At 71.8% G+C, this 17,659-nt stretch carries 14 protein-coding genes and 1 pseudogene; 6 read left to right on the top strand and 9 right to left on the bottom strand.

The features are described 5' to 3' along the window. Positions 1 to 18: 18 nt before the first annotated feature. Genes OHO27_RS38395 through OHO27_RS38405 form a run of 3 tightly spaced genes read left to right on the top strand, consistent with a single transcriptional unit; the run spans position 19 to position 3,613 of the window. On the top strand, positions 19 to 300 hold the full coding sequence (locus tag OHO27_RS38395) for an SHOCT domain-containing protein (protein WP_328429536.1): 282 nt from the start codon (positions 19 to 21) through the stop codon (positions 298 to 300). Then, positions 297 to 1,055, top strand: coding sequence for an ABC transporter ATP-binding protein (locus OHO27_RS38400; protein ID WP_328429537.1), 759 nt, complete (start codon positions 297 to 299; stop codon positions 1,053 to 1,055). Before OHO27_RS38395 ends, OHO27_RS38400 begins: the two co-directional genes overlap by 4 nt. After that, entirely contained in the window at positions 1,052 to 3,613 is a 2,562-nt protein-coding gene (locus tag OHO27_RS38405) for an ABC transporter permease (protein ID WP_328429538.1), read from the top strand. The genes OHO27_RS38400 and OHO27_RS38405 overlap by 4 nt, the downstream gene beginning before the upstream one ends. Before the next feature lie 40 nt (positions 3,614 to 3,653). On the opposite strand, the gene OHO27_RS38410 is transcribed toward OHO27_RS38405, so the two are convergent. Together OHO27_RS38410 and OHO27_RS38415 are read right to left on the bottom strand one after the other, a co-directional pair. Continuing rightward, a complete protein-coding gene (locus tag OHO27_RS38410) occupies positions 3,654 to 4,196 on the bottom strand; it encodes an ATP-binding protein (protein ID WP_328429539.1) in 543 nt (180 codons plus the stop codon). A 183-nt stretch (positions 4,197 to 4,379) separates the two neighbouring features. After that, on the bottom strand, positions 4,380 to 4,703 hold the full coding sequence (locus OHO27_RS38415) for a hypothetical protein (protein ID WP_328429540.1): 324 nt from the start codon (positions 4,701 to 4,703) through the stop codon (positions 4,380 to 4,382). A 319-nt stretch (positions 4,704 to 5,022) separates the two neighbouring features. Here OHO27_RS38415 and OHO27_RS38420 point away from each other — a divergent pair, with 319 nt between their 5' ends. Next, a complete protein-coding gene (locus tag OHO27_RS38420; RefSeq protein WP_328429541.1) occupies positions 5,023 to 6,162 on the top strand; it encodes a PLP-dependent cysteine synthase family protein in 1,140 nt (379 codons plus the stop codon). A 49-nt stretch (positions 6,163 to 6,211) separates the two neighbouring features. Here the strand turns inward: OHO27_RS38420 and OHO27_RS38425 are convergent, their stop codons facing one another. Together OHO27_RS38425 and OHO27_RS38430 are read right to left on the bottom strand one after the other, a co-directional pair. After that, entirely contained in the window at positions 6,212 to 6,682 is a 471-nt protein-coding gene (locus OHO27_RS38425; protein WP_328429542.1) for an SRPBCC family protein, read from the bottom strand. A gap of 89 nt (positions 6,683 to 6,771) precedes the next feature. Beyond that, positions 6,772 to 7,599 carry a DeoR/GlpR family DNA-binding transcription regulator gene (locus OHO27_RS38430; protein ID WP_328429543.1) on the bottom strand — a complete coding sequence of 276 codons (828 nt, stop codon included), beginning with the start codon at positions 7,597 to 7,599 and terminating at the stop codon, positions 6,772 to 6,774. Positions 7,600 to 7,891: 292 nt separating this feature from the next. Here OHO27_RS38430 and OHO27_RS38435 point away from each other — a divergent pair, with 292 nt between their 5' ends. After that, the gene (locus OHO27_RS38435) at positions 7,892 to 10,186 is read left to right on the top strand and encodes a hypothetical protein (protein ID WP_328429544.1); all 2,295 of its coding nucleotides are present in this window, start codon (positions 7,892 to 7,894) and stop codon (positions 10,184 to 10,186) included. 28 nt (positions 10,187 to 10,214) lie between these two features. Here OHO27_RS38435 and OHO27_RS38440 read toward each other — a convergent pair whose 3' ends face one another. The 4 genes from OHO27_RS38440 to OHO27_RS38455 form a co-directional block, all read right to left on the bottom strand. Then, positions 10,215 to 12,653 carry a right-handed parallel beta-helix repeat-containing protein gene (locus tag OHO27_RS38440; RefSeq protein WP_328429545.1) on the bottom strand — a complete coding sequence of 813 codons (2,439 nt, stop codon included), beginning with the start codon at positions 12,651 to 12,653 and terminating at the stop codon, positions 10,215 to 10,217. Between the two features lie 109 nt (positions 12,654 to 12,762). Next, positions 12,763 to 13,368 carry an Rv1733c family protein gene (locus OHO27_RS38445; RefSeq protein WP_328429546.1) on the bottom strand — a complete coding sequence of 202 codons (606 nt, stop codon included), beginning with the start codon at positions 13,366 to 13,368 and terminating at the stop codon, positions 12,763 to 12,765. Positions 13,369 to 13,578: 210 nt separating this feature from the next. Continuing rightward, a complete protein-coding gene (locus OHO27_RS38450; RefSeq protein ID WP_328429547.1) occupies positions 13,579 to 14,406 on the bottom strand; it encodes an MOSC domain-containing protein in 828 nt (275 codons plus the stop codon). A gap of 45 nt (positions 14,407 to 14,451) precedes the next feature. Continuing rightward, positions 14,452 to 14,883, bottom strand: a complete 432-nt coding sequence (locus tag OHO27_RS38455; protein ID WP_328429548.1) for a DUF6643 family protein — start codon at positions 14,881 to 14,883, stop codon at positions 14,452 to 14,454. Between the two features lie 296 nt (positions 14,884 to 15,179). On the opposite strand from OHO27_RS38455, the gene OHO27_RS38460 reads away from it, so the two are divergent. Continuing rightward, positions 15,180 to 16,466: a TerD family protein gene (locus OHO27_RS38460; RefSeq protein WP_328430673.1), complete on the top strand. Its 1,287-nt coding sequence runs from the start codon at positions 15,180 to 15,182 to the stop codon at positions 16,464 to 16,466. On the opposite strand, the pseudogene OHO27_RS38465 reads toward OHO27_RS38460, so the two are convergent. Next, a pseudogene (locus OHO27_RS38465) lies at positions 16,467 to 17,641 on the bottom strand (glycosyltransferase). Between the last annotated feature and the right edge of the window lie 18 nt (positions 17,642 to 17,659).

The raw sequence follows: 17,659 nt of genomic DNA on the forward strand, positions 1-17,659 counted from the left end.
CCCGGGAGATGACTCGAGATGCAGACCCTGGCACACTTCGCCGACGGCGGCCCCGGCCCGTGGATCCTCCTCTTCCCGCTGATCTGGGCGGCCGTCGTAATCGGTGGCATCACGCTGCTGCGCCGCACGGTGTGGCGCGGACGCCGCGGCCCCGGGCGGTCCACCCCCGACGACAACTCGCCCATCACCGTGCTCGGCCACCGCTTCGCCTCCGGCGAGATCGACGAGGACGAGTACTGGCGCCGGCTGTCCGTCCTGGACGAGCAGTTCGGCCGCACGGGCAAGGGCGGTGCGGCATGACCGTCACGACCACCACGACAGGCACGCCGACGGCCGCCCGCGTCGTGGACGCCGTGAAGGTGTACGGCACCGGCGACACCAGTGTGAGGGCCCTGGACGGGGTGAGTGTCGACTTCCCGGTCGGCCGCTTCACCGCGATCATGGGGCCCTCGGGCTCCGGCAAGTCCACCCTGATGCACTGCGCGGCCGGCCTCGACACGCTCACCTCGGGCACCGCCCACATCGGCGACACCGAGCTGAGCAGCCTCGACGACCGTCGCCTCACCCTGCTGCGCCGCGACCGCGTCGGCTTCGTCTTCCAGGCCTACAACCTGGTGCCGACGCTGACCGTGGCGGAGAACATCACGCTGCCGCTGGACCTCGCGGGCGGCAAGGGCGACCCGGAGTGGATCGACGCGCTGATCGACGTCGTCGGCCTGCGCGGCCGGCTCCACCACCGGCCCTCCGAGCTCTCCGGCGGCCAGCAGCAGCGCGTCGCGGTGGCCCGGGCGTTCGCCGGCCGGCCCGACGTCGTCTTCGCGGACGAGCCGACCGGCAACCTCGACTCCCGCTCCGGCGAGGAGGTGCTCGGCCTGCTCGGCCGCGCGGCGCGCCAGACGGCCCGCACGGTCGTCATGGTCACCCACGACCCCGTGGCCGCCGCACACGCCGACGAGGTCGTCTTCCTCGCGGACGGGCGCCTGGTCGACCGTATGGAATCCCCGACCGCCGACAAGGTCCTGGACCGCATGAAAGCCTTCGAGGTGCCGTCATGAACGCCTCCGTCCGCCTCAGCGTGTCCTCCCTGCGCGCCCACAAGCGCCGCTTCGCCGGCACGTTCCTCGCGGTGTTCCTCGGGGTCGCGTTCCTCGCCGGAACCCTCGTCATGGGCGACACCCTGCGGGCCGGCTTCGACACGATGTTCGGCAACGCGACCAGCGGCACGGACGCCGTCGTCCGCAGCGCCGACGCCATCACCACGCCCGGCGAGAGCGAAGGCGTGCGCGAACCGGTCGACACGGACCTGGTGCGTACGATCGAGCAGGCTCCCGGCGTCGCGGCCGCCGCTCCCAGCATCCAGGGCGCCGGCCAGCTCATCGGCAGGAACGGCGACCCCATCGGAGGCCAGGGCCCGCCCACCCTCGCCGGCAACTGGATCGACGACCCCGAGCTCAACCCGTACCGCCTGGCCGAAGGCCGTGCCCCGCAGAAGTCCGGCGAGGTCGTCGTCAACCGGGGCACCGCCGACCGCGGCGACCTGAGGATCGGCGACACCACGACCCTGCGCACGCCCGACCCGGTCGAGGTGACCATCGTCGGCCTCGCGACCTTCGGCGGCGAGGACGGCATGGCCCAGGTGACCTTCACCGGCATGACCCAGGCCGACGCCGAGAAGTACCTCACCGCCCGCCCCGGCGAGGCGGCGACCATCCAGGTCCGGGCCGGACCGGACGTCAGTCAGCAGCAGCTGGTCGACGAGCTGACGTCCGTACTGCCCAGCGGCGTCGAGGCCATCACCGGTCAGGAGTCGGCCGAGGAGAACACGGAGATGATCTCCAGCCAGTTCCTGACCGTCTTCACCACCTTCCTGCTGGTCTTCTCCGGCGTGGCCCTTCTCGTCGCGACCTTCTCCATCCACAACACCTTCGCCATCGTCGTCGCCCAACGCACCCGCGAGAACGCCCTGTTGCGCGCCCTCGGCGCCTCGCGCCGCCAGGTCACCGCGTCGACCCTCGTCGAGGCGACCGCCGTGGCGGTCACCGCGTCGGTGGCCGGCCTGGCGGGCGGCATCGGCATCGCAGCCGGCCTCCAGGCGCTGTTCCCGGCGATCGGATTCCCCTTCCCCGAGGGCGACTTGGTGATCAGCGCGATCTCCATGGCACTGCCCCTGGCGGTCGGCGTCGTGGTCTGCCTCGGCTCCGCACTGCTGCCCGCCGCACGAGCCGGCCGCACCGCACCGCTGACCGCCCTGCGCGAGACGGCCGTCGACACCTCCGGAGCCTCCCGCGCCCGTGCCGTCACCGGCCTGGGCCTCCTCGCCCTCGCGCTCGGCGTGACGCTCACCGGCATCCTGGTGTCCCCGTCGATGTGGCTGGCCGGCACCGGCGCGGTCCTCGCCCTGACCGCCTTCGTGGTCCTCGGCCCGGTCGCCTCCTCGACGGCCGTACGGATCCTCGGCGGTCCCCTCGGCCGACTGCGCGGCGTCACCGGCGGTCTCGCCCGGCGCAACGCCCTGCGCAGCCCGAAGCGTACGGCCGCCACCGCGAGCGCCCTGATGATCGGCGTGGCCGTCGTGTCGCTGTTCACCGTCTTCGGCGCCTCGCTGAAGGCGACCATGGACCAGACCGTGTCCCGGTCATTCGCGGGCGACGTGGCCGTCAGCACCCCGTCGTTCGGCGCGGGCGGCAGCGGACTGAGCCCCCGCCTCGCCGACGCGGTTCAGCGGCTCCCCGAGGTGGACACGGCCGTCGGACTCGGCCGGGGGGTCGCCGAAGTCGACGGCAAGGGAAGGGCATTGACGGTCACGGACCCCGTCGCCCTGGAGCGCACCTTCGACCTGGGCACCGTCAACGGCTCCCTGCGCGACCTCGGCACCGACGGCATCGCCATCACCGAGAAGGAGGCCGACAAGCAGAGCCTGACGACGGGCGACAGGACCCGCCTCACCTTCACCGACGGCCGCCAGGAGACCTTCACCGTCCGAGCGGTCTACGGCCAGTCCGAACTCGCCGGCGACTACGTCGTCACCCGCGACGCCTGGGCCCCGCACCGCACCCAGGACGCCGACACCCTGCTCGCCGTCACCTTCAAGGACGGCGTGAACACGAACGAGGGCAAGGCGGCGGTGGAGAGGGTTGCAGACCAGTACGGCAACCCCGACGTGCAGACCCGCGACGAATACGCGCAGTCCTCGGCCGGAGGCATCGACATGATGCTCACTCTGGTCTACGCCCTGCTCGCCCTCGCCGTGCTCATCGCACTCCTCGGCATCGCCAACACCCTCACCCTGGCGATCCACGAGCGCACCCGTGAACTGGGCCTGCTGCGGGCCGTGGGCCAGACCCGCTCCCAACTGCGCGCCATGGTCCGCTGGGAGTCGGTCCTGGTGGCCGCCTTCGGCACGGCCGGCGGCCTCGGCCTCGGCGCCTTCCTCGGCTGGGTCCTGGTCAAGGCCTCCGACGGGGCGAGCGACAGCGCCTTCGCCTTCGCGATGCCGCCACTCCAACTCGCCCTGGTGGCCCTGGTCGGCATCACAGCCGGAGCCCTGGCAGGCCTGCGCCCGGCACGACGGGCGGCCCGCCTGGACGTCCTACGGGCGATCGCCACCGAATGACACCGGTGACCACACCGTCAAAGGTCCCCTCACCGCCCGGTCAGCCGACAACGGCCGACCGGGCGGGAGCATGCTCGGGCCGTCGCAGGTCGACGGGCGCCCCGACCTCCGCGAACCGGCGCACAGGCTTGTCCACCGTCCTGCGCTGCGGCGGTCGTGCGGCCATGGTCCGCGGCGCCGCCGACGTCGGGAGCGTGAACCAGACGACCTTCCCGGACTCGCCGTCCGGCCGCACACCCCAGCTCTCGCTGACGGCGGCCACCATCGCGAGCCCGCGACCGCAGGTGGCGAGCGTGTCGGCGGCCCTGACGTCCGCCACGACCGGCAACCGCGGGTCGTGGTCGCGCACCGAGACCATGAGCCGGTCGAGCAGCACCTCGATCTCCACGGTGCACATCTTGTCCGGCCGGGCGTGCTGGTGGACGTTGGTCAACAGCTCGGTCACACCGAGCGCGGCGCGGTCGATCAACGCGTCCAGATGCCAGTAGCGCAACTGCGCCGATACGATTCTGCGGACCTGGCCGATCCGCGACGGCAGGGCTTGGAGCTCCACCGTGCAGTGCCTGCTTGGGTAACTGATCACGGCTGCGACTCCCCGACTGAAGAGGTCCGGAAGAACACGGAGTACGGATCCAGCAGGGGACTTGAGGAAACGGCCGCCTGCTGTCGTGGCCGGCGGGCTGGTTCGCAGCGTTATCGCCGGTAAACCCAGAGTGACGTGAGACTAGCGTGACGCAGGGGATGCGGTACCGCAACTCGCAGTGACTCAGCCCTTACGTCCGGCAGCCTTCCGCACGGCCTCTATGAACCGGCGCGCCGCAGGAGGCCCCGCCTCCCCGGGAGCCGGGTCGTGATCGCCCAGGGTCAGCGAGTAGCGCTTGCCGTTGATGTCGGCCAGCGCCTTGTCGTCCGGCGAGAACCAGGGCTTGGACGCCCGTACGGCCTGCACCGGCGCGCTGTCGATCTCGCTGCCGTAGCTGGTGAGCAACTGCACCCTGCCGTCGCTGATCCGCACCTGCCCGGCCCGGGTCAGGGAGCGCAGCCGCTTCCCGATCCGCACGCCCGTGGCCCTGAACTCAGGCTCCGCCATGCCCCGCCCCCTTGCGCGTCGGTGTGCCGGCTGGTCCTGCGCGGGTGCCGGCCCTGGTCTTGATCCAGTGTGCACCCCGTTCGGGATCGTCGTCCCGTCCGGAGCAGTGTGCCCGCGTCCCGCGCCGAGCACCAGTACGCATGTCACCCCTGTTCGCAGTGCTCGGAGCACTCGCGCGAATGCGCCCCCGTGGCCGTGGTGAGGGCACGGCCCAGGGGTGCCTTTGAGACTCTCAAAGGCGTGTTTATGCAGGTGAGAAGCGTGCGGAAGGTGTCTATGCTCGAAGTGACGGCCGCGCGAGTCGCCGTTGTGGCCGAGCATGAGGAGCACCGCCGTGAGCACCGTTCAGCAGACCCCGTCCGGCGTGACCCTCGACGTCGATCAGAGCGACGCCGGCTATCGCGCCTGGCTGAAAGAAGCCGTGCGCAAGGTCCAGGCCGACGCCAACCGTTCGGCCGACACCCATTTGCTGCGCTTCCCGCTGCCGGAGCACTGGGGCATCGACCTGTACCTCAAGGACGAGTCGACCCACCCCACTGGAAGCCTCAAGCACCGGCTCGCCCGCTCGTTGTTCCTGTACGGCCTGTGCAATGGCTGGATCCGGCCGGGCCGCCCGGTGATCGAGGCTTCGAGCGGCTCGACGGCCGTCTCCGAGGCGTACTTCGCGAAGCTGATCGGGGTGCCCTTCATCGCGGTCATGCCGCGCACGACGAGCGCCGAGAAGTGCCGCCTGATCGAGTTCCACGGCGGGCAGTGCCACTTCGTGGACGACTCGCGGAAGATGTACGAGGAGTCCGCCCGCCTCGCGTTGGACACCGGCGGCCACTACATGGACCAGTTCACCTACGCCGAACGGGCCACGGACTGGCGCGGCAACAACAACATCGCCGAATCCATCTTCCGCCAGCTGGAGTTGGAGCGGTTCCCCGAGCCCGCCTGGATCGTCGCCACGGCCGGTACCGGCGGCACGTCGGCGACCATCGCCCGGTACGTCCACTACATGCAGCACGACACCCGCATCTGTGTGGCCGACCCGGAGAACTCGTGTTTCTTCGAGGGCTGGACCACCGGCGATCCGGACGTCACCTGCGACTGCGGCTCCCGCATCGAGGGCATCGGCCGGCCGCGCATGGAGCCGAGCTTCGTGCCCGGCGCGATCGACCGGATGATGAAGGTGCCGGACGCGGCGAGCGTGGCCGCCGTACGCGCCCTGGAGCAGGGCATCGGCCGCAAGGCGGGCGGCTCCACCGGCACCGGGCTGTGGAGCGCGCTGAAGATCGTCGCCGAGATGGTGGCCGAGGGCCGGCAGGGGAGCGTGGTGACACTGCTGTGCGACCCGGGGGACCGGTACCTCGACAAGTACTACTCGGACGCCTGGCTCGCCGAGCAGGGCCTGGACATCGCGCCGTACTCCGCGGCCATCGGGCAACTGCTGGAGACGGGCGTCTGGCCGGAGTGAAGGGCGAAGCCCGGGGCGCCGCACGATCCCCGGGGGCGTTGAGAACTGCCTAGGGCGCCAGCCGTCGGTCCAGTGCTGTCACCGCGTCCCGGAACGCCCGGCCGAGGCCGGGCCGCGCGAGGCCGAAGGTGAAGCGGAACGGCGCCGTGCCGTCCACCGCGAACGTCCACTGCACCCGCGTGCCCGTCCCCGCAGGGGCGAGCCGCCACTCCTCGACCATGGCCCGGGCCCCCGGCGCGTTGGTGAGATCGATGCGGTACGCGTACAACTCGGGGCTCTTGGCCGCGAGGATCGTCTCCTCGAAGCGTGTACCGCCCTTGAGCCGTATCTCGCGCCGGGCGCCGTCGTCGAGCGGGCGGGCCAGCGTCACCGCGGAGAACCACTCCGTCCAGCCGGACACGTCCTCGGCCAACGCGCGGTAGACCGTCTCCGGGGGAGCGGTGATCTCCCGCGCGAAGACGTGCCGTACGGGCGCGGTCCCGACAAAGTCGAGACCCACCTCATGCAGCAGATGAGCCATGGACGAAACCCCCTGTGCCGACGCCGGACCGGGCACGCCACCCTAGCTGGCGCTCCGTCAGCTGTCTGCACCGCGAGACGTCGCCGGTCTCAGAGGTCCGCATCCTCGTCGGGCTCGCCCGCCACCACCAGCCGCAGATGCTCCGCGATCTCCGAGCGTGCCTCGCTCTCGAGACCGGAGTCCGTCACCAGGGTGTCGATCTGCTCCAGCGCCGCGAACGAACTCAGCCCCACCACACCCCACTTGGTGTGGTCGGCAACCACCACGACCCGGCGCGCCGACTGCACCAGACGCCGGTTGGTCTCGGCCTCCGCGAGATTCGGCGTGGACAGACCGGCCTCGACCGATATGCCGTGCACACCGAGGAAGAGCACATCGAAGTGGAGCGCCGCGATCGCCTGGTCGGCCACCGGGCCCACCAGTGAATCGGAGGGAGTGCGCACCCCGCCGGTCAGCACGACAGTGGCCGCGCCCTGCCGGGGGCCCGACGTACGCTGCGCGGCGTGGAAGACGTCGGCCACCCGCACCGAGTTCGTGACCACCGTCAGGTCGGGCACGTCCACCAGCTGGTGAGCCAGCGCGTACGTGGTCGTACCGCCCGACAGCGCGATCGCGGTGCCCGGCGCGACCAGCTCGGCCGCCGACCGTGCGATGTCCTCCTTGGCCGTCAGCTCCAGACCCGACTTGGCCTCGAAGCCCGGCTCATGGGTGCTGGCCTCGACCACCGGGACCGCGCCGCCGTGCACCTTCTCCAGCACGCCCTGCCGGGCGAGCGCGTCGAGATCGCGGCGCACCGTCATGTCCGACACGCCGAGCTTGCGGGTCAGCTCGTTGACACGCACCCCGCCCCGTCGCCGTACCTCGTCCAGGATCAGGGCGCGCCGCTGCTCCGCGAGGAGGTTCTGATTCTCACTCACGTACGCTCCGGTCCTTTCGCCTCAAGCCGTCCGACACGCCCTGCGCACCTGCTCTGATAAGGACATTCTCGCCCCTCCCGGTGTGCGGGACGTCTCATCCTCGCACGGGTCGGTACCGGTCGCGCCACTGGCCGTACCGACGCGCGCATGTCACTTCCGCATCTGCCGTTCCCCTGTTCGTCACACGGATCGGGGAGATTCCGTGACGAGAGGTGTACGGGACCTTCCACGGGGAGATCCTTGTGCCCGCACGGACAGAAGCCGAAGGCTCGTCACGGGGGAAGTGCGAAAAGTGAAACGTGCGCAGAACCGCGCCGCAGCCCTGGAACTCCTGGTCCACGGGGTCGGCGGCACCACACCGCAGGAGATGCTCGACGATCCGCGCACGGTGCGGATCACCGGCGACGACACGGCCGCCGTGTTCCGCCGCGCCGAGGACGTCGACGCCGAGGACCGGCCGGACGACCACCGGGACGGCCCGGTGCCCGAGGCCTACGTCTGGTGCAACCTCACCTCGGGCAACAGCGCACGCGCCCTGTGGCTGCTGTTACTGCCGTTCATGGTGGTCAACCTCGCCCACTGGATGCGCCCCACCACACAGGACCGCACGCGAACGGTGCGGCTGTACGGCCTGCTCGTACGGCTCGCCGGGCTGACGCTGACGGTGCTGCTCGTCGCGGCCGCGTGCGAGGTCGCCCTCGACCTCACGGCCTGGCAGTGCGCGGGCACACGCGCGTGCGCCGACCGGCACAGCTGGCTGGGCTTCCTGTCGCCGCTCGCCTCGGACGGCGGCTGGTGGAGCCGGCCCGGCCGCAGGCTCGCCCTCGCGGCCCTGGTGCCCGCCGCACTGACCGGCCTGCTGTGGTACCTCTCCCGCCGCACCTGGAGCGCGTACGAGTCCCAGCAGCCGATGTCCCGCGAGCCCGAGCCCGACGAGGAGTCCGGCGGCACCTCCCTCGGCCGCCCCGGCTTCTGGTACGGCCGCCGCCTGGTCGCCCGGCTGCGCGCCGCGCACACCGCCGCCGGCCTGCTGACCGTCGCCGCGGCGGTCAGCGCGGCAACTGCCCGCTTCGACCGCGGGGCCGGCGGACCCGCGCTCCTCGACATCCTGGGATGGCTCCTGGAAGCGGCGATCCTGGCGGGCGCGGCCGTCGTGGTGTGGGTGGTCTGCCGCCGGGGCCGCAGCGAGAACCGTCTCGACCGGGAACTCGACGAGCATCTCGTACGGCGCCTGCCGCTCGCCGCCCTCGTCCTGCTGGTGCTCGCCCTGGTGTACGCCGGGTGGGAACGGCCGGGCTGGCAGTCGACGGGCCGCCTCCCCGGCGACCCCACCTTCGGCGCGATCGCATTCCTCCAGGGCCTGCTCGTGATCGTGCTCGCCGTCGTCGCCCCCGTCCTGCACCGCACCCAGCCCGACCCGCGCGCCGCGATGCGCGGTCTCGGCGGGCCGGCCGTGGTCATGCTGGCCTGCGCCCTCGGCGGGGTGATGTCGGGCGGCGTCGCCCAGCGGGTCGCCGACTGGCTGGACGGCACGCGCGCGTCCATCGCAGGCCCGCCGGTCCTGCTGACCTGGCAGGCGTCCGTGATCCCGCCGCTGCTGGTCCTCCTGCTGCTGCTCTGCGGCGGGCTGGCCTGGCGGGCCTGGCTGCTGCGCCGCACCGAGCTGGGCACGGTGGAGCTCGACTACGCCGGGGAGCCCCGGGACGTCGCGCGCACCCGCCGTATCGCGAGCACGCGCGCGATGGCCACGCTCACCGACCGTGCCCCTCTCCTCGTCGCCGTCGCCTCCACCGCGACCCTGCTCCTGGGCGCCGGAGCCCTGGTCGGCGCGATGACGACCGACGAGACACCCAGCGAGGCCGCCGACGGGACGTACGCCTTCGTGCATGGCGCCGCCGAGACCGCGCAGGCGCTGGGCTCCTGGCTGATCGGCCTCGGCTTCATACTCTTCGTCACCTGGGGCCGGCGCGCCTACAAGGACGCCTCCGCACGGCGCACCATCGGCATCCTGTGGGATGTCGGCACCTTCTGGCCCCGCGCCGCCCACCCCTTCGCACCGCCCTGCTACGCCGAGCGCGCGGTGCCCGACCTGACGTGGCGGATGGCGACCTGGACCCGCGCCGAGGAGGGCCGCCGCCTCGTCATCTGCGGGCACTCCCAGGGCAGTGTGCTCGCGGCCGCGGCGGTCTGGCAGCTGACGCCGGCCGACCGCAGACGGGTCGCGCTGCTGACCTACGGCTCCCCGCTGGAACGCCTCTACGGCCGTTGGTTCCCTGCCCACTTCGGCCCGGCCGCCCTCGCCTCCCTGCATGCTGAGCTGGACTGCTGGCGCAACCTGTACCGCGTCACCGACCCCATCGGCGGCCCGGTCCGCCTGCCCGGCAGCTGCACCCCCGAAGTGGACCGCGCGGCTCTCAAGGACCCCTTGGCGTACGGCCGTACGCCCGAGCATCCCCTGCCCGCCCCCATCCTCGGCCACGGCGACTACCAGGCGGACCCGGCGTTCGCCGAGGAGCGGGAGCGGCTGCTCGCCCGCTTGAAACCGGAGGTGCCCGCACAGCGGCCGGAGGTCGGCGCCGAGGGCTGATCCGACCGGGCCGATGAGGGCCCCGAGGTCAGCCCAGCTCGGGCAGGTCCTCGTCGTACAGCAGCGTGAGGTCGTCCGTGCTCGGCTCGTCGAACTGGGCGACACGGCTCGCGTGCCGCTCCACCATCGCCTCGAAGGTCTGGCGTGCCGTACGCCCGTTGCCGAAGGCCGGGCCCTTGGGGATCGCCGTGAAGTACTTCAGGAGGGCCTCGGCGAGGCCGGGGCCGAGCCGGTACTCGTGTTCCTCGGCCTGCTGCTCCACGATCCGCAGCAGTTCCTCGGGGCCGTAGTCGCTGAAGGTGATGGTCCGTGAGAAGCGGGACGCCACCCCGGGGTTGACCGACAGGAAGCGCTCCATCTCGGCCGTGTAGCCGGCGACGATGACGACGACCTCGTCCCGGTGGTCCTCCATCAGCTTCACCAGCGTGTCGATGGCCTCCTTGCCGAAGTCCCGGCCCGAGTCCTCCGGCGACAGCGCGTACGCCTCGTCGATGAACAGCACACCGCCGCGCGCCTTGTCGAAGGCCTCCTGCGTGCGGATCGCGGTGGAGCCGATGTGCTCGCCGACCAGGTCGACGCGGGACACCTCGACCAGATGCCCCTTCTCCAGGACACCGAGGGAGGCGAGGATCTCGCCGTAGAGGCGGGCGACCGTCGTCTTGCCGGTGCCCGGGGAGCCGGTGAAGACCAGGTGGCGCTTGACGGACGCCGCCTTGAGGCCCGCCTCCTGACGGCGCCGGCCCACCTCGATCATGTCGGTGAGGGCGCGCACCTCGCGCTTGACGCTCTCCAGGCCCACCAGCGCGTCCAGTTCACCGAGGACGGCCTTGGACGTCCGGGACGGCTGCTCGGGCTCAGCGGCGGCGATGAGCGGTTCCTGCTCGGTGCTGCGCTGCCCGGGGATCGCGCCGAGCAGTCCGGGGGACTGATTCGCCGTCTGTACGGCGGGTTCCGGCGCCGAGGGCGGCTGCCTGAGGCCCGCGCTCTCGTCGCTGGTGCAGTCCTCCACGTCGGGGCCGGCCCCGGCCATGTCCGGGCCGCCCTCGGCGAACTCGTACCCGCCCCGCGCGCACCGCTCCGTACGGCACTTTCGCAGCGTCGTACGGGAGCCGTCGATCACATGGAAGCCATAGCCGGCACTGCCCCTCACCCGGCAGTTCAGGAAGGTGCCCCGGCCCCCCGCCGACACGTAGAACCCGGCCTCAGCCGGGGACTCGACCGTGCAGCGCTCGATGGTGGGGTCGGCGCCTTTGGTGACGATCACGCCGGTCTGGGTGCCGTCCAGGGTGCAGTTGTTGAGGGTGCCGCCGCTGCCGTGGTCCCGGAACCAGGCGCCCGTCGCCGCGTCCCGGATGCGGCAGTCGTCGAGCTGCGCGGTGGCGCCGTCGCTGACCGACACGGCCGTGTTGCGCACCTGCGACAGGTCGCTGTCCACGACGTCCGCGCGCGAGCCGCGGTCGAGGACGAACAGCGCGTCCGGCACGTCGTGCACCCGGCAGGAGTCCAGCACGGCGGTTGCGCCGTCACTGACCCACACCGCCGGGTAGTCGCCCGTGCTGTCGAAGATCTCGCACTGGTTGGCGTCCACGCGCGTGCCCGGGTCCCACACCGACAGGCCGTTGCGGCCGAACTGACGCACTGTCGTGCGGGTCAGGGTGAGCACGGAGCGGGAGCGCAGGTCGACCGCGTTCTCCGGGATGTCGTGGATACGGCAGTCGGCCAGGGTCAGCACGGCGTCCGTGTCGAGCGTGACGCCGTCGGCGGTGGTGCGGTGCACATCGCAGTCGGTGAGGTGGGCGGTGGCCCGTCCGGTGATCTGGACGCCGGAACCCCGGACCTCGTAGATCTCGCAACCCACCGCTTCCAGAGCGGAGTTCTCACCGGTCGCCGTCAGCCCCGAGCCCGAGGCGTGGTGCACCCGGCAGCGGTCCAGGCGGGGGTGCGCGCCACCGCGTACGGCGATGCCGGCCTGGCCGGCCGCGACGACCTCGCACTCCTCGAACACGCCGCCCCCGCCGTCGAGTACGGCGATACCGATGCCCGCGGGGTTGTCGACGGTGCAGCGGCGCACGGTCGGCCGCGCGCCGCCCCGCACCTCGATACCGGCCGCGGACCGCGTGACGATGCGGACGTCCGACAGCTCCGGGGTGCCCTCCTCGACGAGCAGCGCGGGTGCCGCGGCGTCCTGGCCCTCGACATGCAGGTCCTGAACCACCGCCGAGGCGCGCACCGTCAACGGCACACCGTCCAGGGGCGCGATGCGCACCGAGCCCGGGGAGCCCTCCGGGCCACGCAGGGTCACTGCCCGCTGGACGACGAGGTTCTCCCGGTAGGTGCCCGGCGCGACGGTGAGGACGTCACCGTCGGTCGCGGCCTCCAGGGCTGCGGCGAGCGATGCGTACTCACCCGTGCGGCGCCGCCACCGCGATGTGCCGGTGTGCGTCACCTGGACCGTGCCCTGTGCCATGGCGTTGATGTGCCCCCACCTCGTAGTACGCGGGTTCTGCTCCCGGAGAGTTCGGCCGGTCCACCGTAGCGTGCGCGCGGGCGGTGGGTTGACCAGAGCGGTAAGGCCGTCAGCTGCCGGTGCCGGTCCGGCCCCAGTCCGGACCCGCCTTGTCCCAGGCCTGGTCCCAACGCGCGTACCGGCGACGGATCATGCGCCAGACGACCAGCCGTCTGCCGCCCTCGACAAGGCCGATGGCCAGCAGGGCCGCACCGACCCCGGCGAGCACGGCGTGCGTCGCCGCGGTCGCGGAGTCCAGGGGGCGGGCCACTGTGCGCCCCTGTTGGTCCGTCCATATCTTGAACTGGTCACCGGGCTGTGGGGTGTCGAGGCTCGCCATGGCCTGCCCCTGGTGCGCGCTGCCGTCCGGCGCGGTCCAGTCGGCCACGACGCGGGTGCGGCGGTCCCGTCCGGTGGTGGCCTCGGGGTCGGCGTCCAGCGGGGTGCCGTCCAGCTTGCGGACAACGGTCGCCGTCACCAGGTGCCGGGACGCGCGCTGGGCACGCACGGACTCCTGAAGGGTGTCCTGGGCGAGGCCGCCGGCCAGGGAGCCGACCACGGGGGTGACGACCAGGATCAGCAGCAGGGCCGCGAGGGCGATCCAGGCTTCGGCCAGATCGGTCGCACGGCACAGCGGATTGTGCCGCCAGCGCCAGAGTCCGCTGATCGCCCGCATGTCCGGCCACCCCCTTCCCGCTCCGTGAGAGCCCCTGCCGGAGCCGCTCACCCGCGAGCCCGGCGAAGGCAGAGCGAAATCACCTGCCGCCAGGGCTTCTCATGAACTTCTCACGAAATGCCCAACGCGCGGGCCCCCGGCCTCGGTTCCCGCATGTCGCCTCCCACGGGAGATCTTTCTCGGTCGACTTCCTCAGTCTCGGTCGACTTCTCAGTCGAGGACCGTGACCGGGTCGCCGGCCCGGATCGTGCCTCGGGAGAGGGGCACCAGGTTCTGGCCGAACACCAGCTTGCCGTCCAGCCGGCGGTGCCTGCCCAGGGTGTGCAGGGGCTCCCTGCCGCGCTCGGCGGTGGCCTGGTCGGTCGTGGTCACCACGCAGCGCCCGCACTTCTTGGCGACACGGAAGGCGACCTCGCCGATGGCGATGTGCGACCAGTCGTCCTCGGCCCAGGCGGGGGTGCCCGACACGACGACGTTCGGCCGGAAGCGGTTCATGGGCAGCGGGCCCTCTGCCGGGTGATCACCTCGGGCCAGGAGGGAGTTGAGGGCGTCGAGGGAGGCGGTCGTGGTGACCAGCAGCGGGTAGCCGTCGGCGAAGCTGACCGTCTCGCCCGGCAGGGCGTACTCCGGATCGACGGGCCGGCACGTGCCTGGATCGGCCATGTGCACGAGGCGCGTCTCGATGCCGAGATACGCGCTGCACCAGGCGTGCGCGGCCTCGTCCTCGGCTGGGGCCGCTTCGACCTTGTCGCGGAAGATCTCCATCGGCACCGCGCCGGACGCGTGCGGCACGGGCACGGTCAGCGGGGCCATGCCGGGCCCGGACAAGCGAACACTGCCGCCGGGCAACAGCTCGGCGGCGGCCAGGGCGAGGCGCGCTTGCTGGCGCTGCGTCACGACCTTTCCCCCTGCGTCGATCAGCGCCCAGCGTCGATCTCCGGCCAGCCCCCAGGGCTCCACGACGGCTGTCCGGGGCGTGATGCCCCGGAAGGCCTTGACCGGATGAACGTGGATCGACTGCAGCTGTGCTTGCCCCATGGGGTCATCGTGCCAGGTGGCGACGGCAACCCGGAGGGGAAGGGGTCAGTAGCCGCGGTACTGCTGGTTGTTGTACGGGTCCTGGTAAGGAGCCGCGGCGGGCCGGGGAGCCGCGGGGCGCATCGCCTCGTAGCCCATACCGCCGGGCGCCACCGGGCGATGCTGCTGCGCCTGCGGACCCGGATAGCCTCGCGGTGCGGCCTGCTGCGGGATGTAGGCGGCAGGCGCCTGCTGCAGCGGAGCCGGCTGCTGCGCATGCGGATAGCCGTAGGAGGGCTGGGACGGGGCCGCCGGGAGGGCGGGCAGTGCCGACGGGAGCGCAGGCAGGTGGCTGCCCGGGGCGTCGTACGCGGCGGGGACCCGGATCGGGGCGATCTGCGGGGTGCCCCGCTCGGCCACGAGCGAGTCGTAGATCGGAGTGTCCGGGAAGGAGGCGGAGTAGTAGCCGCCGCCATAGGTGGAGCGGGGGGAGGTCATGGCACATAAGGTAAGCCCACGATGTGCTGGTTGGGGAGACCGATAAGAGGGTTGTTTTATGTGTCCGCAGTGACGCTGGATCCCCAATGCGAGCGAACTTGGCAAAAAGGGACGCCAATCCGCGTTCGGATCGTGTAAATGCCGAGTTCCGGGCGGGTTACCGGCGGTTGACCGGCGGTGTTCATCCGCCCCTCATGGGAGTTCGATGTCGCGGGGAATAGGTTGACCCTGTAAGAAGCCGATGAGCTGCCAGGACGTGCCTGGCACGGTGACCCGTGATGGGGGCGGACATGTCAATGCCGAAAGGGTCGAATGTTCCGGTGCCGACGACGGCACTGCGGGTCGAATTGGGCTGGCGCTCCGGACCGGGCGTGCCCGACGCGGACGCCTCGGCGCTGTTGCTGGTCGGCGGAAAAGTGCGCTCCGACGCGGACTTCGTCTTCTACAACCAGCCCGAGCACTCCTCCGGCGCCGTCCGGCACGAGGGCAAGCGGGACGCCGGCGGCCGGGTGACCGACAGTGTGCTCGTCGACCTGGCGCGCGTGGAGCCCGCGATCGAGACCGTCATCCTCGCCGCCTCCGCGGACGGCGGAGCGTTCGGCCAGGTCCCGGATCTCCACATCGAGGTCAAGGATGCCGCGCAGGGCACCGCCGTCGCCCGCTTCGACAGCACGGGCGCCACCGTCGAAACCGCTTTCGTCCTCGGTGAGTTCTACCGCCGTCAGGGCGCCTGGAAGTTCCGCGCCGTCGGCCAGGGCTATGGCAGCGGCCTGGAGGGCCTGGCCACCGACTACGGCATTGCGGTCGACCAGAGCGCGGCATCCGCTTCCGCGTCCGGAGCCCCTCCGGTCGCGCCTCCGATGACCACGCCCGCACCACCGCCGCCGGCGATGCAGCCGCCCGCCATGCCGCCGGTTCCCCCGCCCGCACCCCAGGCGCCGCCGGTCAGCCTGAGCAAGGTGACGCTCACCAAGGCGGCGCCCTCGGTGTCCCTGACCAAGCAGGGCGGGACCTCGGGCGCCATGCGCGTCAACCTCAACTGGGAGGTGCGCAAGCAGTTCTCGGGCTGGGCGAGCAAGCTGGGCCGCCCGGTCGCCATGCACAACGACCTCGACCTCGACCTGTGCGCCCTGTACGAGCTGACCGACGGCAGCAAGGGAGTCATCCAGTCCCTCGGCAACGCCTACGGCGCCCTGCATCAGCCGCCGTACATCCACCTCGACGGCGACGACCGGACCGGCGCCGTGACCAGCGGCGAGAACCTCACCGTCAACCTCGACCACCAGCGGGCCTTCCGGCGCATCCTGATCTTCGTGACCATCTACCAAGGTGCGCGTTCCTTCGCCGACCTGCACGCCACGGTCACCCTCACACCGCAGCACGGCGCCCCGATCGACTTCTCGCTCGACGAGTGCACGGTCCCCTCGACGGTGTGCGCGCTCGCCCTGATCACCAACACCGGCAGCGACCTGGTCGTGCAGCGCGAGGCCCGCTACCTGGTGCCCGAGCGCGGGGTGAGCCCGCAGCGCACGGTCGACCACGCGTACGCGTGGGGCATGAACTGGACACCCGGCCGCAAGTAGTCAGCCCTCGTCGGGGACCGCCTCCGGACGTGCGTAGGTGCGGCCCTTCCAGGCCGCGCCGCGCCCCCGGTAGTGCTGCACCGCGGAATCGATCGTCATGAGGAGATAGAGGAACGCGGTGAACGGCAGCAGGGGAGCGAGCCACAGCGGCTGGCGGTAGTAGCGGAGCATCGGCACATACGTCCCCGTCATCACCAGCCACGCAAGGCCACCGACGACCGCCGTCACCGTGTCCCCGCCGGCCGGCCCCGCGATCACGGCCACGGGGGGCACCAGATAGACCAGCGCCAGCCCGGCGACCGTCCCGGCCAGCAGCAGCGGGTTGTGCCGCAACTGCGCGTACGCACTGCGCGAGACCATGCGCCACAGGTCACGCAGTCGCGGATACGGGCGCACGCTGTCCACCCGCTCCGCCAGCCCCAGCCAGATGTGACCGCCGCCGCCCTTGACGGCCCGCGCGAGCGCCACGTCGTCGATGACGGCGTGCCGGATGGCGTCCGGGATCCGCGCGCGCTCGGCTGTCTCGGCACGCAGCAGGACGCAGCCGCCCGCCGCGGCCGCCGTACGTGTCCCCTTCTTGCCGATCCGGCGGAACGGATACAGCTGCGCGAAGAAGTAGACGAAGGCCGGCACGACCTGCCGTTCCCAGAGACTCTCCACCCGTAGCCGGGCCATCTGCGACACGGCGTCGAAGCCGCCGGTGCGCGCCGCCGCCACCAGCTCACGCAGGCTGTCGGGTGCATGCGCGATGTCGGCGTCCGTCAGCAGCAGGTACTCGGGGTCACGCGCGCGTGCCAGGCCGATGCCGTGGCGCACCGCCCAGAGCTTGCCGGTCCAGCCGGCCGGTGGTTCGCCGGGGAGTCCACGGTCAGCGGCAGTCCGCCGTGCCGCCGCGCGAGCTCGCGCGCCAGCTCCCCCGTGCCGTCCGCGCTGCCGTCGTCGATCAGGAAGATCTCCGCGCGCCCCGGATAGTCCTGGGCGAGCAGCGACGGCAGAGCGGACGGAAGGACCGCAGCCTCGTCGCGCGCGGGGACGACGACGCAGACCGACGGCCACCGGTCCGGTTCCGTCCGATTCGGAAGCCTGACATCCGTACGCCAGAAGAAGCCCTGGCAGAGCAGCAGCCACAGCCAGGCGGCGAGTGATCCGGCGGCGGTCCACGCGATGGCGCTCACGCGCGAAGTCTGCCCCAC

The sequence above is a fragment of the Streptomyces sp. NBC_00443 genome (assembly GCF_036014175.1).
In the GTDB taxonomy this organism is placed as follows: Bacteria; Actinomycetota; Actinomycetes; order Streptomycetales; family Streptomycetaceae; genus Streptomyces.